The following is a 19017-nucleotide window of genomic DNA, read 5'->3' on the forward strand; positions in this document are numbered from 1 at the left end:
GTGAACCTGGTGAACTGCCTGTTCACCTGTGCATTTGCCCTACGAAAAGACCGATCTGAGGTCACCATTGCCGATACGGTAACGATGCTCCTTTTTCTTCAAGATCCTTTCAATTTCAGCATTGAAATTTCAGTAAGCTGGAGCAGCTCCCACTACCAAAACCCCGCGGGTTTCCGACCCCGTGAGGAGGCGTAATCTCCAGGGGCCCCGGCAGTCAAAACCACTGTAGCGAACGAAAGGCGTATTGCTATCATCACCGGCACTCCAAATCATCCTATTACCTAGGCATAAATTGATGACTACTGCCGGACTAGCATTAATAGTGAGCGGCTTCGCGCTTCTGACATCGCTGGTATCACTGTGGCTGAACAGCCTGAAGCCTTTCGAACTGAAGCTATCTCACGACACACCGACTTTCCGTCTGTACAAGATCACACCCCAGATCTCTGGGGATAAGGAAAGGAAAAGTTGGTGGATTCCTAGCTTCGACATCGGGCTGTCGTTTTACAATCTTGGCAAAAAGCCAGGAGAGGTCCTAGACATACGGATCATAGGTGACTTGGCCAGCCATAGGACCCATCGAAAATTTGTCTTCTATCCAAAGTGGATAGTCGACTACGCAGAATTTAATCAATGCCGTGGCGAACGATTCGAATGGCTCAAAACCGCAATTCTTCGAGAGTGGTATCCATCGACACTGGGCGCTAACGATCAGAAGGATTTGCACGCAGTTCTAGAAAGTGACCGGTGGGATCATAAGGAAAGCGGCGAGATGACGTTGACGCTCCAAATCGTCTCCTCATCTGATATGCAATGGCAGACATGCGCGGAGTACAAGCTGCTGATCACCGAGGACATGTTTGACGACAGGTCAAGCTACACACCGTATGATGAAAAAATAGAGCGGCTAAGAAAAATTGACCACTAGACCGAAAGAAATGGGAGAGAGGGGCTTACTCATCATTTGACACAGCCGTACTCGGCTTGTATCCCAGCTTGTATCCCAAATTATCAAAATGCGCTGCAGGCCTTATGTTTTGCCACCCGAGCGAGTCTCCCTCGGGCACCAAAATTAAGAAAGGTCTTGCTTAGCAAGGCCTTTTTTTTCGCCTGTAGAAAAGCCATTGCCCGCACCGCTGTCGTGTAGGGGCCGCCGAAGGTTGCGATCTTTTGATCTTGCTTCTCTTACGCACGTCCCGCACCGGTGGAACATTTCACAAGGATTCCCTCATGGAATTGCAGCTGGAAAGCGTCGCCCTCTTCTCCCTGAAACTGGCTTACGAGACGGAAGATTCAAGTCCGATTTTGCGTGACGATCTGGTTATGGGTGATTACCAGCGGGATGTGTTTGAGCTGCTGGTGCGTCGGGGGGATGTTGAGGCGATTCAGGTGAAGGTGGATGAGTGTGTGGGGTTGGCGCTGGAGGCCGTCGGTGGTGTGGATAAGCCGTTGGGGCGGGAGCTGCAGAGGTTGGCGGCTGAATTTGCCGGGATTCAGACGATTGAGCAGCTTGATACCCCGCTCGTTGCGCTCAAGGATTATTTGAAAGACATTCAATAAATTAAGGTTGGGCGACCCAAAAAGCGGTAGCGCTCGATAGCCGGACCGACGTAGATCGCCACGTCTTATCCAATAATAAATCTGAGAATCATCTGGCCGGCCTCCCCACCTCACGGAGGTGGCGCAAAATTCAAGGTGCGAACTTAGACTTTTGCTGTGAGGAGGCCGTGATGAAATTCTGTGGCATAGACCTGCATTCGAACAACAGCGTTGTGGTGGTTACCGACGAAACGGACCGAGTTTTGGTCAGCCGACGCTGCCCCAATGAGCTGACGCAAATCCTCCCGCTACTCGAACCACATCGTGGAGAATTGCTCGGTGTCGTGGTCGAGTCTACGTACAACTGGTATTGGCTGGTCGACGGCCTGAAGGCGGCAGGCTTCGAGGTAAAACTGGCCAACCCGGTGGCGATGCAACGCTACAACGGTTTAAAGCATTCCGACGATAAGGATGACGCAGCGTTCCTGGCGCATTTGCTGCGGCTGGGGATATTGCCGACTGGCTATATCCATCCGCCGCAAGAGCGAGCGCTGCGCGATCTGGCACGTAAACGGATTCAATTGGTACGCAGCAGGACACAGCACATTCTGGCCGCTGAAAACATCATGGCGCGCCAGTCAGGCCACCGGCTGACCTGTAATGAAGTCAAAAGCCTGTCAGCCACCTCCGTGGATAGGCTGGGCCTGTCCACGGAGGTGGCTCTGGCGATGAAAGCCAATGTCGCCATTGTCCAGGCATTACAGACTCAAATTGATGTTCTCGAGGAGCGATTGCTGCATGAGGCCAGCCTGCGCCCCGAGTTCTATTTATTAAAAACGATGCCTGGAGTTGGCGAAGTCCTGGCCACGGTCATCATGTTGGAAACCGGCGATATCGAGCGCTTTGCCGATGTCGGCAACTTCGCCTCTTATGCCCGCTGCGTAAAGAGTGCGCATTACTCCAACGGCAAGAAAAAGGGCGAAGGTAACACCAAGAACGGCAATGCTTACTTGATCTGGGCCTTTATCGAAGCGGCCAATTTTGCGCGACGCTTCAGTGCGGACGCCAAACGCTTTTTCGAGAAAAAGAAAGCCAAGACCAACGCCGTGGTCGCTACCAAAGCACTGGCGCACAAACTGGCGCGGGCGAGTTACCACATTTTGAAGGAGAAACAGCCTTTTGATGCCAAGCGCTGTTTCGCCTGAAGGGCGAGTTAAGGTGATGGCCGATCAACCAAAAAGGGACTGGCGTAAGCCATAAAATCTGAGTGGCGGCCGGCTGTCACCGCCTGAGTGTGTTGTAACCGGGTCGTCTGCCAAATGAGCCCGTTGAGACTGGACGTGCTTTTGCACGAACCACAGATCTGTGACACGTTTTTGGACATTTGGCGGCACCAACGTTTCTCTGGGGCAGTTGACTGCCAGGGCGGTGCTGGGTGTATCGCTACCGCTTGATCCACATGGGTGTCAGGCACGACTCGGTCGTAGCCAGCGATGAGGAAACGGATACGACGGGTTCAACCAGTCGGGTTTAGTGATAGGAGAAACCCCGCAGCAAAAGCTGCAGGGCAAGTTGGCTTTTAGCCTTGACTCGAGACCGGCTAATGGGTGCCCCCTTTTCCCCAGAAGCCAGCTAAATCCCGAACAGTTTCCGAGGGAACCCCGTTTCATCCGGGAACCCCATCGCTTTGAAAGTGCAGCCCGGCATAGAAGGCTTGGTGTCGATCAGATCCGCAACTTCGCGGATCCAGGTCGAAGCTGGTGCAATTCTCTGCAGCAGAAACCATATGACCGCGACTAATCCGTACAGCCGCTTGAGCGCATGTTGATCCAGCCCCAACGTCTGAAAATACGGGGCGGCGGGGACCGCTAACGGGTTGGGCGAAGCCTGATTCCAGATACGCGTATGGTGCGCACAGCGGTTGCGCAAATGGCTGGTTTGCTGCATCCATCGACTGAGCATCTTGGCGTTGTTCAAGCCGAGGCGCGTGAGTATGAGATTTTGATACTTGCTATTGAGCAGCTCGAAAAACTCCGAGAGATCCCCGAAATCCCATGCCTCCACCGCGCCCCATACGGGAATGGACTTACCGGCTCGCAAGTGCCATTGAATACAGTCCTCTTTGCTCCGCGCAATGTGCGACTGTTGCTTCACACTCCACTCTGTCCACTTGTTTCGCGTATTACCACGGCGGTCCGTGTACGGTTGAGTCCATTTGTGCAGAATGAATTTAACATTGGCGTAGGCCATCGGGTCGTGATACCCAACCTCGTGAGCCATCACGGTCTTGAGGTTAACCTCCAGGCGCTCGACTGCATCCAGCATCAGCATTCGCAATCGTTTATCGAACTTGTAAAGGTCTACGATCGTGTCGAAAGAGGTGGCGACCTGGAAAGTGTCGAGACGAAAAGGCTTGCCCGTGACCGAGCAGACGTCTTGCTGCAGGCCGTTCATCTTGAACTCTCGCGCCGGGTACCAGTAACCGCTGAGACGGTAATACCCTAGCTGCACGAGCTTGCGTTCTGCACGAGACGGGTCATGGATTTGCATCCCCCTGCTGGCCAGCAACGCAACCAAATCAGGGTATGTACGGAACGGCTTCGGAGGGGCTGGGCTAGACAACTTCCATGTTCCAGAAACAAGAAGGCCCGAACGTAATGCCGGACTAAGCCAGCACCAGAGGATCGGGCGCGATTGGAATTAATGCTGCCGTAGCCTGATGACCCTGTCAATGTGTACGTCACAGAAAACGCAGTAAACACCAGAGTTTATGCGGGTTTGCGACGATCTGTTGCAGACGATGGCGCGCGCTTGTGAGCAGCCTAAAACAGAGCACTGCGGATTGTTGTCAGGCCATTCCGAAATAGCGGTAGGGATATTCTCACCGTCATCGGAGGTGGCCAATGACCGATCAATCAGACGCATCTGCTCCCTGAAATCCCCCACAGATCTGATGCTGTTTCTCACCCGTAATGCTTGCTATACATCCCCCATCGACAAGCCCTCAAAGCATTAAGCCAGTGCGTGAGCGCCCCACACCCCGCTCATCTAGACTTAAGGAATAGTCGTAGGCAGAACCAAACACGTCGCTTTGGTGCGGATGATTCAAAGGCGGCGTGGCAAGCTGCGTGATATGCCTGAAGAGGTGCGGCAAAGACCGCGCCGGGCACAACAAGATGCCCGCTCAGGGTGCCCTGGCCAACGGCCTGAAATTGCCACGATACCGTGACGTGGTGTGAGTGCCGCAGCCGACACTTTCGGACGACCGACAACCATCTGGTTTGTCCGTGACCGTGAGGAATGCTGAATGCCTGATGAGATGTTGCAATTGCCTATGGTCAATAGCGTGCTGGAGCGCCACAAGGGCTCTGCGGGCGCACTGTTGCCGATTCTTCATGAGATTCAGGAGGGCATTGGTTACATCCCCGATGCCGCCATTCCCGAGATTGCTCACGCCCTTAACCTGAGTCAGGCCGAGGTTCGCGGGGTGATCAGCTTCTACCATGACTTCCGCACCGCGCCTCCGGCCCGACATATCCTGCGCCTGTGCCGGGCCGAGTCCTGCCAGAGCCGCGGCGCCGAGCAGCTCGCGGCGCAATTGCGCGACCGTCTGCAACTGGATGACCACGGCAGCAGTGCCGACGGCAGTATCAGCCTGCGTCCGGTGTATTGCCTTGGTGCCTGCGCCTGTTCGCCGGCCCTGGAGCTGGATGGTCAGGTGCATGCGCGGCTGAATCCTGAGCGTCTCGATGCCTTGCTCGACGCTTGCCGGGAGGACGCATGATGCCGGCTTTCTATTTGTCCTGTGATTCTCTGGCCCGGGCCGTGGGTGCCGAAGATGTTGTGATATCTCTTATCACCCATGCCCGGGGACGCATTGTGCCCCTGGAGGTGAAACGCACCAGTTCGCGCGGCCTGTATTGGCTGGAACCGCTGCTGGAAGTGGACACCCCACAAGGCCGTATCGGCTTCGGCCCGCTCACCGCTGCCGATGTGCCGTCAGTGCTTGAGGCGCTGCAAGGCGAGCCATCCGCCCATCCACTGGCCTTGGGCCTGGTGGAAGAGTTGCCTTATCTGAAGACACAACAACGCCTGCTGTTTGCCCGCGCGGGCATCACCCAGCCGCTGGACCTCGACGACTACCGGGATCACGGCGGTTTCGAGGGTTTGAAAAGAGCCATCACCCTCGGTGGCGAACAGACCGCGACTGAGGTGTTCGATTCGGGTCTGCGTGGCCGTGGCGGCGCGGCCTTCCCCGCCGGGATCAAATGGCGCACGGTGCGCGCCACTCAGGCGGCGCAGAAATACATTGTGTGCAACGCTGACGAAGGCGACTCCGGCACTTTCGCCGACCGCATGTTGATGGAAGGCGACCCCTTCCTGCTCATCGAAGGCATGGCCATTGCTGGCATTACCGTCGGTGCCACCTATGGCTACATCTATGTGCGCTCGGAATATCCGCATGCCGTGATTACCCTGCGCAACGCGCTGGAGATTGCCCGGACCAACGGTTACCTCGGCGCCAATGTCGGCGGCAGCGGCTTGGCTTTCGATATGGAAGTGCGCGTCGGTGCCGGCGCTTACATCTGCGGTGAAGAAACCGCGCTACTGGACTCACTCGAAGGCAAGCGCGGGATCGTCCGCGCCAAGCCGCCGATCCCTGCGCTGCAAGGGCTGTTCGGCTTGCCAACCCTGGTGCACAACGTGCTGACGCTGGCCTCGGTGCCGCTGATTCTGGCCAAGGGTGCGAAGTTCTATCGCGATTACGGCATGGGCCGCTCACTGGGCACCATGCCCTTCCAACTGGCGGGCAATATTCGTCACGGCGGTTTGGTGGAACGGGCCTTTGGCCTGACCCTGCGCGAACTGGTGGAAGACTACGGTGGCGGGACCGCCAGTGGCCGGCCGCTGAAGGCCGCGCAGGTGGGCGGCCCGCTCGGCGCCTGGGTGCCGCCTTCGCAATTCGATACGCCGCTGGATTACGAAGCCTTCGCCGCCATGGGCGCGATGCTCGGTCACGGTGGTGTGGTGGTGGCTGACGACAGCCTGGACATGGCCCGCATGGCGCGCTTCGCCATGCAGTTCTGCGCCGAGGAATCCTGTGGCAAATGTACGCCGTGCCGCATCGGTTCGACCCGGGGCGTGGAGGTCATTGACCGCTTGCTCGCTGCGCCTGACCAGAGCGGTCGTGATGAGCAGGTGATCATCCTCAAGGACCTGTGCGACACGATGCAATACGGTTCGCTGTGCGCGTTGGGCGGCATGACCTCCTATCCGGTCGTCAGCGCCCTCAAGTACTTCCCCGCCGACTTCGGTCTGCAATCTTCGGAGGCCGACCAATGATCACCCTCTTCGACCCGAAAACCGACATCGATCTAGGCACACCCGCCCGCGACAGCGACGTGCAAGTCACCCTGAACATCGACGGTCGCAGCATCAGCGTGCCCGAAGGCACCTCGGTAATGCGCGCCGCTGCGCTGCTGGGCACCACCATTCCCAAACTGTGTGCCACCGACAGCCTGGAAGCCTTCGGCTCCTGCCGCATGTGCCTGGTGGAGATCGACGGCATGCGCGGCTATCCGGCGTCCTGCACCACGCCGGTCACTGAAGGCATGACCGTGCACACCCAGACGCCGAAACTCGCGACCCTGCGCCGCAACGTCATGGAGTTGTACATCTCCGATCACCCGCTGGACTGCCTGACCTGCTCGGCCAACGGCAACTGCGAGCTGCAAACCGTCGCCGGCCAGGTCGGCCTGCGGGAAGTGCGTTACGGCTATGAGGGCGAGAACCATCTGGACGACGTGAAGGACACGTCCAACCCGTACTTCGACTACGACCCGAGCAAGTGCATCGTCTGCAACCGCTGCGTGCGCGCCTGCGAAGAAACCCAGGGCACGTTTGCTCTGACCATTACCGGGCGCGGTTTCGAATCCCGGGTGGCGGCGGCCGGTGGCGATAACTTCCTCGACTCGGAATGCGTGTCCTGCGGCGCCTGTGTGCAAGCCTGCCCGACCGCGACGCTGATGGAAAAAAACGTGGTCGAACTGGGTCAGCCCGAACGCAGCGTGATCACCACCTGCGCCTATTGTGGCGTGGGCTGTTCGTTCCGCGCCGAGATGAAAGGCGACCAGCTGGTGCGCATGGTTCCGGACAAAAACGGCCAGGCCAACCACGGCCACTCTTGCGTCAAGGGGCGCTTTGCTTGGGGTTACGCGACCCACCCGGATCGCATCACCCAGCCGATGATCCGCAAGTCCATTCACGACCCTTGGCAGGAAGTCAGCTGGGATGAAGCGGTGACCTACGCCGCCAGCGAATTCCGCCGGTTGCAGCAAAAATACGGCCGCGACTCGATTGGTGGCATTACCTCCAGCCGTTGCACCAACGAAGAAACCTACCTGGTGCAAAAACTGGTGCGCGCCGCGTTTGGCAACAACAACGTCGACACCTGTGCGCGGGTCTGCCACTCGCCGACCGGCTATGGCCTGAAACAAACCTTGGGCGAGTCCGCCGGCACTCAGAGTTTCGACTCTGTGATGCAGGCCGACGTGATCCTGGTGATGGGCGCCAACCCCAGCGATGCGCACCCGGTGTTCGCCTCGCAGCTCAAGCGCCGCCTGCGCGAAGGCGCGCGGCTGATCGTCATCGACCCACGCCGCATTGATCTGGTGGACTCGGTGCATGCCCGCGCCGAACTGCACCTGGCCCTGCGTCCGGGCACCAACGTCGCCATGCTCAACGCCCTGGCCCACGTCATCGTCACCGAAGGCCTGCTCAACCAGACCTTTATCGACGCCCGTTGCGAGGACATTGATTTCGCCCATTGGAAAGCGTTCGTCAGCCGCGCGGAAAACTCGCCGGAAGTCTTGGGCGACATCTGCGGTGTAGCCGCCGCCGACATCCGCGCCGCCGCCCGTCTGTATGCCACCGGTGGCAACGCGGCGATCTACTACGGTCTGGGCGTTACCGAGCACAGCCAGGGCAGTACCGCCGTCATGGGCATTGCCAACCTGGCCATGGCCACTGGCAACATCGGTCGCGAAGGCGTGGGCGTGAACCCGCTGCGTGGACAGAACAACGTTCAGGGCTCCTGCGACATGGGCTCCTTCCCCCACGAACTGCCCGGTTACCGTCACGTCTCCAACGAGGTGGTACGGACGCAGTTCGAACAGGCCTGGAACGTCACCCTGCAACCCGATCCGGGCCTGCGCATTCCCAACATGTTCGAGTCTGCACTGGCCGGCAGCTTCAAGGGTTTGTATTGCCAGGGCGAAGACATCGCCCAGAGCGACCCCAATACCCAACACGTCACTGCGGCGCTGTCAGCCATGGAATGCGTGGTGGTTCAGGATATTTTCCTCAACGAAACCGCCAAGTTCGCCCATGTGTTCCTGCCGGGCGCCTCGTTCCTGGAAAAAGACGGCACCTTCACCAACGCCGAGCGGCGCATCTCCCGGGTACGCAAGGTCATGGAACCTCTGGGCGGCAAGGCCGACTGGGAAGGCACGGTGGCCTTGGCCAATGCCCTGGGCTATCCGATGAACTACAAGCATCCGTCGGAAATCATGGATGAAATCGCCAGCCTGACGCCGACCTTCACCAACGTCAGCTACGCCATACTGGATAGCCACGGCAGCCTGCAATGGCCGTGCAACGCCGCGGCACCGGACGGCACGCCGACCATGCACATCGAGGAATTCGTGCGCGGCAAGGGGCGCTTCATGCTCACCGGCTACGTGCCCACCGAGGAAAAGGTCAACAGTCGCTATCCGCTGCTGCTGACCACCGGGCGCATCCTCAGCCAGTACAACGTCGGCGCCCAGACCCGGCGTACCGAAAACGTTGCCTGGCACGACGAAGACCGCCTGGAAATCCACCCGACCGACGCCGAAAGCCGTGGGATCAACGAAGGTGACTGGGTCGGCATCGGCAGCCGCGCCGGCCAGACCGTACTGCGGGCGCGGGTCACTGAACGGGTCGCCCCGGGCGTGGTGTACACCACCTTCCACTTCCCGGAATCGGGGGCCAACGTCATCACCACGGATAACTCCGACTGGGCCACCAACTGTCCGGAGTACAAGGTCACCGCCGTGGAAGTCAGCCGCGTTTACCACCCTTCCGAGTGGCAAAAACGCTATCAGGCCTTCAGCGACGAACAACAACGCCTGCTCGACGAACGTCGCCATGAACGTAGCGCCGGGACAAAAGCCGAGGTACGCCGATGAGCAAGGACAACCTGATCAAAATGGCCAACCAGATCGCCCAGTACTTCGCCAGCGAACCGGACCCGCAACAGGCCGTGCTCGGCGTACGTAATCATCTGCAGATGTACTGGACGCCCGGCATGCGCAAGGAGTTGCTGGCCTGGCAGACGGAGCATCAGGGGGCAGACTTGCACCCACTGGCGCAGGCAGCGGTCAGTGGGGCGGGCTGGGAGGCTTAGGTTCATTGATCCCTTGGAATCAGCCCCGAGCTTTTCGGGGCTTTCCATATTTTCAAACTAGAACTCGACCCGTTGATAAACCCCTTCAGCGCCCACGTTGTGGCCAAAACCGCATGACTCACCGGCCGTGCGCGTTACCGTGAGCAGGCCTTTTTTAATGTCGAAGTCGTAGGCACAGTCGCCATTGTCTTCTTCACTCATGGCGTAATGCGCCTTGCCGTTATCAACCGCTAATACCGTTGAAAATTCACCGATATTGGGGCCGTAGTACATCGCCATCAGGCCGGCGTAATAACCCTGGAAATCAACTTTGTATCGCTGGCCTTGTGGCTTGATCGTTATGGTGTTCCATAACGCCGCCCCGGCATATTGCCAATATTGCCCTTCTGGCTGATTCGGAAGCTTCTCAAGCGAGTTTTCGATTTCGCCACCGTTTTTGCCAAGGTTGAAGATCGACTTTTTGTCGTCTGGCAGGATGCTCAGCCACGCCCGGGCCTTCAGGTAATTGCCTTCATGGAGGTAGGTGAGTGCAACGTTATTGTAGGCCAGGGCAATTTTCGCTTCGTCCAGCTGACAGCTTTCAGACCAGCCAGCCTGCTGCTCATATTGTTCCCGAGCCTTGGCGTACTGTTTGAGCTTGTAGTACTTCCCGCCCTCGGCGGAATACTCGCTGATCTTGAGGCAATTGGCGGTCGCTTGTTCCTCGGTAATATCCGCTTGAGCAAAAAACGGTGTAGTAAGAGGCAGGAGAATCGTTCCAATCTGTATGAAGCGGCGCAATTTAATGTCCATATTATTTCTCTGTTTGAACGTCGACCCTTGGTTCTGATCGCAGCAATAACCTGGAATCTCTGCTGGCCTGGCCGCTGAGCGACTAGGCCCTGATGTCAGTGCCGCGAATCTATCCGTGACACAAGATTCTCCCGATGCACCTTAATTTCCCCTGTCACATCCGGCCCCTCATAGACCATTGAGGTTTCATAGTTGGCCCAGCGGCCACGGTTCGCACTAAACCAGTTAAATGATCCCATGCACAGCAACTCATCGTCGGCCATGACGATTTTGCTGTGCACCCGGGCTACCACATAAGATTCGATACGCTGGCCTCGTAGGGCCTCAATCGCGTGCTTGAGTTCATCTCTTCTAGCTTGAGTGTCTGGCGACTGTTCTGGAATATTGAAATCCCTGTCGGTATAAACACGCACTTTGACGCCTCGCTCAACCGCAGCACTCATGGCCTCCCATGCGCCGATTTCGTGGATCCGTTTCAACTTGATCCATGGCGAAACGATGTGTACTTCACGCATTGCGGTGGCCAAGGTTTTCAACAAAAAATTGTCGTGAGCATCCGCGTCTATCAGATGGCTAAGCGTTGACCGGGGAGATTCCAGGTCTTTGCGCGGCAGGTATTCGAAAGCCAGTTCACTCGCAGGATCGCGCAGCAGGTACTCGGCGAGCAGGGCACGAGGCTTGCCGGGAGGCACCATACCGAACAGGTCCATGTCGCCGAATACCAGGAAGCTGTCCTTGGCCCGGGATACCGCCACGTTGAGCATGCTCGGTCGTCGATCGATGAAGCCACCATCGGCGTGCTTGGAATACACCGCGGAAAAGATCACCAGCGGCCGCGCCGCGCCCTGAAAGGAATGAACGGTGCCGATGGTCAGTTCGCCTTCACCTTTGCCAGTCTTGATACCCCGTGTGGCGCACGCATCGGCAATGGCTTGGGATTGCGCGCCGAAGGGCGTGATCACGCCCACGATCTTCCACAACTCCCGACCGTAGTACTCTTCCAGTTTCTCGCGGTGGGCAGCGATCCACGCAGCGATTGTTTCGGCTTCGAGACGGTTCATGCGGCTGCGGCCGTTCTGCTGTCGGCAGAGGCCATCGACATGAAGATAACCCAAGCCTGGCAACAGGCCGCCTTGAGGTTTAGCTCCACGCTTGGGCACCAACTTGCCCTGGTAACACAGGGTGTTGCAGTAATCGACGATCGAGTCATAACAACGACGATGTTCGTACAGGAACATGCCCCGGTCCATGTCGGGGTCGTACCAATAGCGACTGGCATTCTGGGCAATTTGCATCACGCTGCCCGATGCCGCACTCACACCCGTGGTGCAAAGTTTTCCATACGCTTCATCGACGCCGACACGTGGCAGCAGATCAGCACCAAACAGGTTGCCGATGTCCACCGAGTCCGGGATCGACCAAATCGGTTCGATTTGCAACGTGTCTCCGATGACCAGGGCTTTCTTGCCCAAGGCAAAAGAAGCACCTGCGACCTCGGGCAAAACCTGACCGGCTTCGTCGACGATCAATAGATCGATGAGGTTGTACATATAGTCATCGATCAGACCATTGCCGTTATGCTTGCTGCCCTTCATATGTGCGGGCAACATGAAAAAAGTCGACACGACGCAGGGTGTCAACTTCATCCAGCGATACCATTTTTTTTCCAGGGCCTTACGGCCGTTCTTGCTTTGATCCTTGAGAATTTGCGGCAATGTTTGCTCGACTTCAAGCAACCAGCGCCCTTCCCAGTAATGCGTGCTCAGCAAGAAGATTGGAAAGCGAATCCGCGTGTCCGCCAACGGATCGCAATCGTTCAAGGTCATGTCATCGGCAACAACATCGGGAGCCAGTTCCAGCGGCACCAGTGCTGATCGCCAACTCTCCAGGCAGCGCTGTTGCGCTAGCCGCAAGTCTTTTGTGGCGTTGATTTTCGCCTCAAGTACGCTGATCTCGGCACTTGTCGTGGCACGCCAGGCGGCCAATGTGTCGCTGATTGCCGGCACATTGGCCAGTGCGAGCAACTCGGCTAATTGACCCTCGTTCAGCAACGGTTCCGATGCCTGCAAAGCGTCGAGGCTCTGTTCAAGGTGAAGCCGTGCGCGAAGCAAGCGCTTTTCTTGAATCGGTGCAATCCAGGCGAAGATCACGTACCAAAGGGATTCGTTGGCCAGGTACTGCCGGAACGAATGCTCCAGCGCTTTTTGTTTAGCGCTTTTGGCCTTGAGTTTCTGCACGTCTTGCTGCGCAGCCGCGATACCGGCTTCAGGATCATCGCCCCACACCGCCACAAGTGCCTGGCGCGCGGTCGTCAGGGCTTGCCATGAGCGTTCGATGTCGCGCAATTCATTAGAACGAGCTTGCAGCGCGTGGTGCAACTGCCCAACAACCGCTTCCACAGTGAGTGAAGGCAAGGAAGGAAAGGCCGTTGATGCTTTGCTCAACCACTCGTCTTTGGCCTGTTCCAGGTAATCGGCAGACTCGGTACCGGTAAAGAAGCTTTGGCACTGATATTTGCGCGTCGATTCCGGGTCTGCAAATTTGCTCGGAAAATAAGCTCCGAAACTTTTGATGTTCGGCAACCAGCGGCCGGCAAATGGCCCGCTGCCAGAGGCGAAGTCGGTGGCGAAGGCATCCAGAATATTAGTCACCGCCTGGTTATTGGTAGAGCTGGCGACAATCACAGGAGGCTCTGCTCCAGCCAACGCAGCCTTGGCCCACAACGAAGCCACAACCGATAGCAGCAAGGTGGTCTTGCCCGTACCGGGCGGCCCGTTCACCCCTAGAATGTCTCCGTCATTGGAGGCCAGGAAATGTGCCAAGGCATCACGTTGCTCACTGGCCAACGCATACTCATCACTGGCATGTCCCAAACGCGTGGCGAAACCGGCATTTGGAGGCAAGCAGGGTTCAGGATCGAGCGATACCTGACTGGCGTAGCGTTCAAAGAGTGCGCTTTGGGGCGCCGTATCACGCAGGTGATCATACAAACGCACAATGTGCTTACTGGCGCCGGATACCTTTTCTTCTTTGAACAGGCACCATTCATTCGATCGTTCGTAACCGTTATCGCCTTGCAGCCAGCCGGCGCTCACTTCGTCGACAAAACGCTGACAAAAACTCAGATACGTTGCCCACTGTTCGGCATATTCGTCGGTCGCGGCGGCTTGGCCTTCCTCCGGGGGCTCGAACGCTGGCAGCGTGTTAACTGCCAAAAATCGATCAACGTCCGCGACATCACCCAACGCGAAATTGCCTGACTCCAGAGGCTCCAGGATATCTCGCGGAATAACGGTGTTTTTAGTCGGGAAAAGTTGCCCGTGACGATTTATCTGCACATGCCCAAGCAGAGGTGTAACCAGTGCATGCATCCCGCTACGGGGTTTTCCGTGCTCCAGTCGCGCCTTGAATACCCAAGGCCGAATGGTGACTTCAAGTGTCTGGCATTGCCGGGGCTCATCCTTGAATAGCGCTTCGACGAACTCGCTTCCCAAGTAACCGGCGCGCAAGGCTTCGAGCGGGAGGTGAGCATGGCCAGCCAAGTCATCGGGTTTCAGACCGCCGCAGCCATTCTCGGCATCGACAAGGGAGTTACGCCAATACTTGGCGAATTTAAGAGAATTTTCGTTCATCGTCCTGATTCAGTCATGTCGTGCACCTGATGCCACTGTGTATGGCCAGGCATTAGCGGAAATGGGCCCATGCGTTCTTTCGCAAGCCCATTGGCTGGGGGGATCCATAATGCGGAGGCAAGTTCAGCCCCGCTCAATCAGACCTTGGCAACAACTATCGCGGGGGCTTCAACAGACTCGATCAGACTGCCGTCATCAATGAGCAACGCCTGATTGGTCAACGCACTATCGTTGAGCAAACGCAGGGCTTTTTTCTCCCGCAACTTGGCGACCAGGCTTTCGCGACGGGTCAGGGTGTGATTGATGAACATCGTACGAGAGAGGATCAAACGGACAGGCGTTGGCAGCATTTCATAAGCTTTTTCGACCAACATGATGAAGACCTCATCATCCTTGAGCTTTTCTTCCGTGACAGTCAGTAGGCCATTGACCAAAACGTTTTCGACCTTGCCCCAGTTGTTTTCCAAAAACTCCGAGGCTTTCGATGTGCCTGCCGAAAAATTGCCGGACACGCTGTCTTTGGCTGCCATGGCCTTGTCGGCGATTCCGCCTGACAGAGTTCGCGCTTTATCCGTAAGAGACTTGAACATCTTCTACTCCGTTCCGTGAGATGTGGATCCATTTATGCGCCAGAACCTTAGCAGACGAAAAAATGATGGCATAGCGCCTTCATTCACGAAGTGACCGAAGGCGATTGTGATGACCTGTGCCCTACCCCACCTGCACCGGCAATAGCACCAACGCGCTCGATGACTACGCTCTGGTGGAGCGCGAGCGGCTAGCCAGTCACTGTCTTGATTTCAGGGGGATGATACGGAGAATGGAAGTCTTCCGGTCGTCATCCCCTCCGAAGCCTACAGCGAAACTGAGACAAATCTGTCTGCCCTCGCACAGTTACTGCCGCCCTTACCAGCAATCAGGCTCGCACATAGACCCAAGCGCTGATGCCGGACTTGAGGGTCACACTGACGCGTTTGTAGTCCGCCACCTCGTATTCGTCGGCCGCGACCAGCTCTTGGGCCGTGATCTCGAAAACAGTGCCGGCGATCTCGTCCGACAGATCGCCACTCTCCTGCACGATGGGATGATGGGTTTTCCCACTAGCGGCCAACACCGCCGGATCGGTTATCTCGACCAGGTTCTGCTTGTAACCTGGCAGGCTGTCCAGGCGCCCTTTCAACTCGCGCCCGAAGGTGGACAGCTGGACTGCCTGATCCTGCAGGGTACCGTAGGAAAACAGCAGAACCGGTTGCTCTGTTTGGTTTGGCATGAGGATTCCTCGATCAGATAAGCAAGTCTTCGTAGAACGCTCCGAAAGGGCGCTCAGGGTGGGCGATCTGGATTTCCAGAATCCACAGGCCTGTCGTCGGGCATTGGTCTAAATCCCCGAGGTCGCCACCACGGTGAATGGCATGAGGAAAATCGCTGACTCTGTGGCCTTTGATGTCCAGGTTGAGCTTCCACCCCATGGCTTGCGCCTGGTCGGCCGCATAGCGGTAAAGCTCCATGCCGGAAACCCGCTCGCTGCGCCAAAAACCTTCTACCCGATTGAAAAGCTCCCGGGAGGCCGCGGCACAGGCGATCATTTCCGGGTCAGAACCCGTGGTGAAAGTCGCCCCGGCATCACCTTCGTGCCCACGCCAGACCGTGCCCATGTCGATGAAGAAAATATCTTCGTCACCTAGTACAGGATCGCCATCGGAGCGTTGTTTGAACGTCTTGAGTGTATTGGCTCCAAAGCGGATCAGCAGTGGGTGCCAGATGCGATCCATGCCAAGCTCCGACAGAATCTGTTTACCCCGTAACTGGGCTTCGGACTCATGCATGCCGGGAGAAATAACCCGAGCGATCTGTTCGATGGCCTTCCAGGTCATCTGCTGGGCATGGCGCATCGTTTCCAACGTGTAACGCTCGCCTACTGCTTCTTTACCGCTCAGGGCCGTTGTCATCGATCATTCCTTTTGTACGAATTATCGCTATATATTTTTATATATTGCGATATTCGATAAAAAAGATATAGCCATGATTCATGCTGTACGAACTTTCCTGCGGACAAAACAAAACCCCTACCTGCGTACGCAGATAGGGGTTTCGGAATTTAATCTTGACGATGACCTACTCTCACATGGGGAAACCCCACACTACCATCGGCGATGCATCGTTTCACTTCTGAGTTCGGGATGGGATCAGGTGGTTCCAATGCTCTATGGTCGTCAAGAAATTCGGGTACCGAACCGTCTTTCGACGCTTCAGCAAATTGGGTATGCGATAGTTTGTGTGTTGTGCGAACTTTCGGTTCATTGCGTCTTCACACACCGCAATCTGGCCTTTCGACTCAAATTGCTTGGGTGTTATATGGTCAAGCCTCACGGGCAATTAGTATTGGTTAGCTCAACGCCTCACAGCGCTTACACACCCAACCTATCAACGTCGTAGTCTTCGACGGCCCTTCAGGGGACTCAAGGTCCCAGTGAGATCTCATCTTGAGGCTAGTTTCCCGCTTAGATGCTTTCAGCGGTTATCTATTCCGAACATAGCTACCCGGCAATGCCACTGGCGTGACAACCGGAACACCAGAGGTTCGTCCACTCCGGTCCTCTCGTACTAGGAGCAGCCCCTCTCAAATCTCAAACGTCCACGGCAGATAGGGACCGAACTGTCTCACGACGTTCTAAACCCAGCTCGCGTACCACTTTAAATGGCGAACAGCCATACCCTTGGGACCGGCTTCAGCCCCAGGATGTGATGAGCCGACATCGAGGTGCCAAACACCGCCGTCGATATGAACTCTTGGGCGGTATCAGCCTGTTATCCCCGGAGTACCTTTTATCCGTTGAGCGATGGCCCTTCCATACAGAACCACCGGATCACTAAGACCTACTTTCGTACCTGCTCGACGTGTCTGTCTCGCAGTCAAGCGCGCTTTTGCCTTTATACTCTACGACCGATTTCCGACCGGTCTGAGCGCACCTTCGTACTCCTCCGTTACTCTTTAGGAGGAGACCGCCCCAGTCAAACTACCCACCATACACTGTCCTCGATCCGGATAACGGACCTGAGTTAGAACCTCAAAGTTGCCAGGGTGGTATTTCAAGGATGGCTCCACGCGAACTGGCGTCCACGCTTCAAAGCCTCCCACCTATCCTACACAAGCAAATTCAAAGTCCAGTGCAAAGCTATAGTAAAGGTTCACGGGGTCTTTCCGTCTAGCCGCGGATACACTGCATCTTCACAGCGATTTCAATTTCACTGAGTCTCGGGTGGAGACAGCGCCGCCATCGTTACGCCATTCGTGCAGGTCGGAACTTACCCGACAAGGAATTTCGCTACCTTAGGACCGTTATAGTTACGGCCGCCGTTTACCGGGGCTTCGATCAAGAGCTTCGCGTTAGCTAACCCCATCAATTAACCTTCCGGCACCGGGCAGGCGTCACACCCTATACGTCCACTTTCGTGTTTGCAGAGTGCTGTGTTTTTAATAAACAGTCGCAGCGGCCTGGTATCTTCGACCGGCGTGGGCTTACGCAGTAAATGCTTCACCCTCACCGGCGCACCTTCTCCCGAAGTTACGGTGCCATTTTGCCTAGTTCCTTCACCCGAGTTCTCTCAAGCGCCTTGGTATTCTCTACCCAACCACCTGTGTCGGTTTGGGGTACGGTTCCTGGTTACCTGAAGCTTAGAAGCTTTTCTTGGAAGCATGGCATCAACCACTTCGTGTTCTAAAAGAACACTCGTCATCAGCTCTCGGCCTTAGAATCCCGGATTTACCTAAGATTCCAGCCTACCACCTTAAACTTGGACAACCAACGCCAAGCTGGCCTAGCCTTCTCCGTCCCTCCATCGCAATAACCAGAAGTACAGGAATATTAACCTGTTTTCCATCGACTACGCTTTTCAGCCTCGCCTTAGGGACCGACTAACCCTGCGTCGATTAACGTTGCGCAGGAAACCTTGGTCTTTCGGCGTGGGTGTTTTTCACACCCATTGTCGTTACTCATGTCAGCATTCGCACTTCTGATACCTCCAGCAAGCTTCTCAACTCACCTTCACAGGCTTACAGAACGCTCCTCTACCGCATCACCTAAGTGATACCCGTAGCTTCGGTGTATGGTTTGAGCCCCGTTACATCTTCCGCGCAGGCCGACTCGACTAGTGAGCTATTACGCTTTCTTTAAAGGGTGGCTGCTTCTAAGCCAACCTCCTAGCTGTCTAAGCCTTCCCACATCGTTTCCCACTTAACCATAACTTTGGGACCTTAGCTGACGGTCTGGGTTGTTTCCCTTTTCACGACGGACGTTAGCACCCGCCGTGTGTCTCCCATGCTCGGCACTTGTAGGTATTCGGAGTTTGCATCGGTTTGGTAAGTCGGGATGACCCCCTAGCCGAAACAGTGCTCTACCCCCTACAGTGATACATGAGGCGCTACCTAAATAGCTTTCGAGGAGAACCAGCTATCTCCGAGCTTGATTAGCCTTTCACTCCGATCCACAGGTCATCCGCTAACTTTTCAACGGTAGTCGGTTCGGTCCTCCAGTCAGTGTTACCTAACCTTCAACCTGCCCATGGATAGATCGCCCGGTTTCGGGTCTATTCCCAGCGACTAGACGC

At 56.4% G+C, this 19017-nt stretch carries 13 protein-coding genes and 2 rRNA genes (1 of these 15 running past the window's edge); 7 read left to right on the forward strand and 8 right to left on the reverse strand.

The window, feature by feature from the left end:
* The first annotated feature begins 295 nt into the window (after positions 1-295).
* From J3D54_RS03135 to J3D54_RS03145, 3 genes are all read left to right on the forward strand, one after another.
* Positions 296-928, forward strand: a complete 633-nt coding sequence (locus tag J3D54_RS03135) for a hypothetical protein (protein WP_253416660.1) — start codon at positions 296-298, stop codon at positions 926-928.
* Between the two features lie 302 nt (positions 929-1230).
* A complete protein-coding gene (locus tag J3D54_RS03140; protein WP_253416661.1) occupies positions 1231-1560 on the forward strand; it encodes a hypothetical protein in 330 nt (109 codons plus the stop codon).
* 170 nt (positions 1561-1730) lie between these two features.
* Complete coding sequence (locus J3D54_RS03145) at positions 1731-2744, forward strand: IS110 family transposase (protein ID WP_301293311.1); 1014 nt, start codon at positions 1731-1733, stop codon at positions 2742-2744.
* A 427-nt stretch (positions 2745-3171) separates the two neighbouring features.
* Here the strand turns inward: J3D54_RS03145 and J3D54_RS03150 are convergent, their stop codons facing one another.
* Positions 3172-4089: an Abi family protein gene (locus J3D54_RS03150; RefSeq protein WP_301293312.1), complete on the reverse strand. Its 918-nt coding sequence runs from the start codon at positions 4087-4089 to the stop codon at positions 3172-3174.
* Positions 4090-4846: 757 nt separating this feature from the next.
* Between J3D54_RS03150 and J3D54_RS03155 the strand changes: the two genes are divergently transcribed.
* Genes J3D54_RS03155 through J3D54_RS03170 form a run of 4 tightly spaced genes read left to right on the forward strand, consistent with a single transcriptional unit; the run spans position 4847 to position 9985 of the window.
* Positions 4847-5323, forward strand: a complete 477-nt coding sequence (locus J3D54_RS03155) for a formate dehydrogenase subunit gamma (RefSeq protein ID WP_253416664.1) — start codon at positions 4847-4849, stop codon at positions 5321-5323.
* Entirely contained in the window at positions 5323-6882 is a 1560-nt protein-coding gene (locus tag J3D54_RS03160; RefSeq protein ID WP_253416665.1) for an NADH-quinone oxidoreductase subunit NuoF, read from the forward strand. The genes J3D54_RS03155 and J3D54_RS03160 overlap by 1 nt, the downstream gene beginning before the upstream one ends.
* Positions 6879-9767 (forward strand): formate dehydrogenase subunit alpha, encoded by a 2889-nt coding sequence (gene fdhF, locus J3D54_RS03165; RefSeq protein WP_253416666.1) that lies wholly within the window; start codon positions 6879-6881, stop codon positions 9765-9767. The genes J3D54_RS03160 and fdhF overlap by 4 nt, the downstream gene beginning before the upstream one ends.
* Positions 9764-9985: a formate dehydrogenase subunit delta gene (locus J3D54_RS03170; RefSeq protein WP_253416667.1), complete on the forward strand. Its 222-nt coding sequence runs from the start codon at positions 9764-9766 to the stop codon at positions 9983-9985. The genes fdhF and J3D54_RS03170 overlap by 4 nt, the downstream gene beginning before the upstream one ends.
* Before the next feature lie 57 nt (positions 9986-10042).
* Here J3D54_RS03170 and J3D54_RS03175 read toward each other — a convergent pair whose 3' ends face one another.
* The 7 genes from J3D54_RS03175 to J3D54_RS03205 all read right to left on the reverse strand — a co-directional run.
* A complete protein-coding gene (locus J3D54_RS03175) occupies positions 10043-10777 on the reverse strand; it encodes a tetratricopeptide repeat protein (RefSeq protein ID WP_253416668.1) in 735 nt (244 codons plus the stop codon).
* Positions 10778-10872: 95 nt separating this feature from the next.
* On the reverse strand, positions 10873-14409 hold the full coding sequence (locus tag J3D54_RS03180) for an AAA domain-containing protein (RefSeq protein WP_253416669.1): 3537 nt from the start codon (positions 14407-14409) through the stop codon (positions 10873-10875).
* Between the two features lie 137 nt (positions 14410-14546).
* Positions 14547-14999 (reverse strand): hypothetical protein, encoded by a 453-nt coding sequence (locus J3D54_RS03185; RefSeq protein ID WP_253416670.1) that lies wholly within the window; start codon positions 14997-14999, stop codon positions 14547-14549.
* A gap of 326 nt (positions 15000-15325) precedes the next feature.
* A complete protein-coding gene (locus J3D54_RS03190; RefSeq protein ID WP_253416671.1) occupies positions 15326-15679 on the reverse strand; it encodes a gamma-glutamylcyclotransferase family protein in 354 nt (117 codons plus the stop codon).
* Between the two features lie 13 nt (positions 15680-15692).
* On the reverse strand, positions 15693-16358 hold the full coding sequence (locus J3D54_RS03195; protein WP_253416672.1) for a M24 family metallopeptidase: 666 nt from the start codon (positions 16356-16358) through the stop codon (positions 15693-15695).
* A 153-nt stretch (positions 16359-16511) separates the two neighbouring features.
* Positions 16512-16627, reverse strand: a 5S ribosomal RNA gene (rrf, locus tag J3D54_RS03200).
* 137 nt (positions 16628-16764) lie between these two features.
* Positions 16765-19017: ribosomal RNA gene (locus J3D54_RS03205) — 23S ribosomal RNA — on the reverse strand (it continues 639 nt past the right edge of the window).

The organism is Pseudomonas sp. GGS8, assembly GCF_024168645.1.
Taxonomy (GTDB): domain Bacteria; phylum Pseudomonadota; class Gammaproteobacteria; order Pseudomonadales; family Pseudomonadaceae; genus Aquipseudomonas.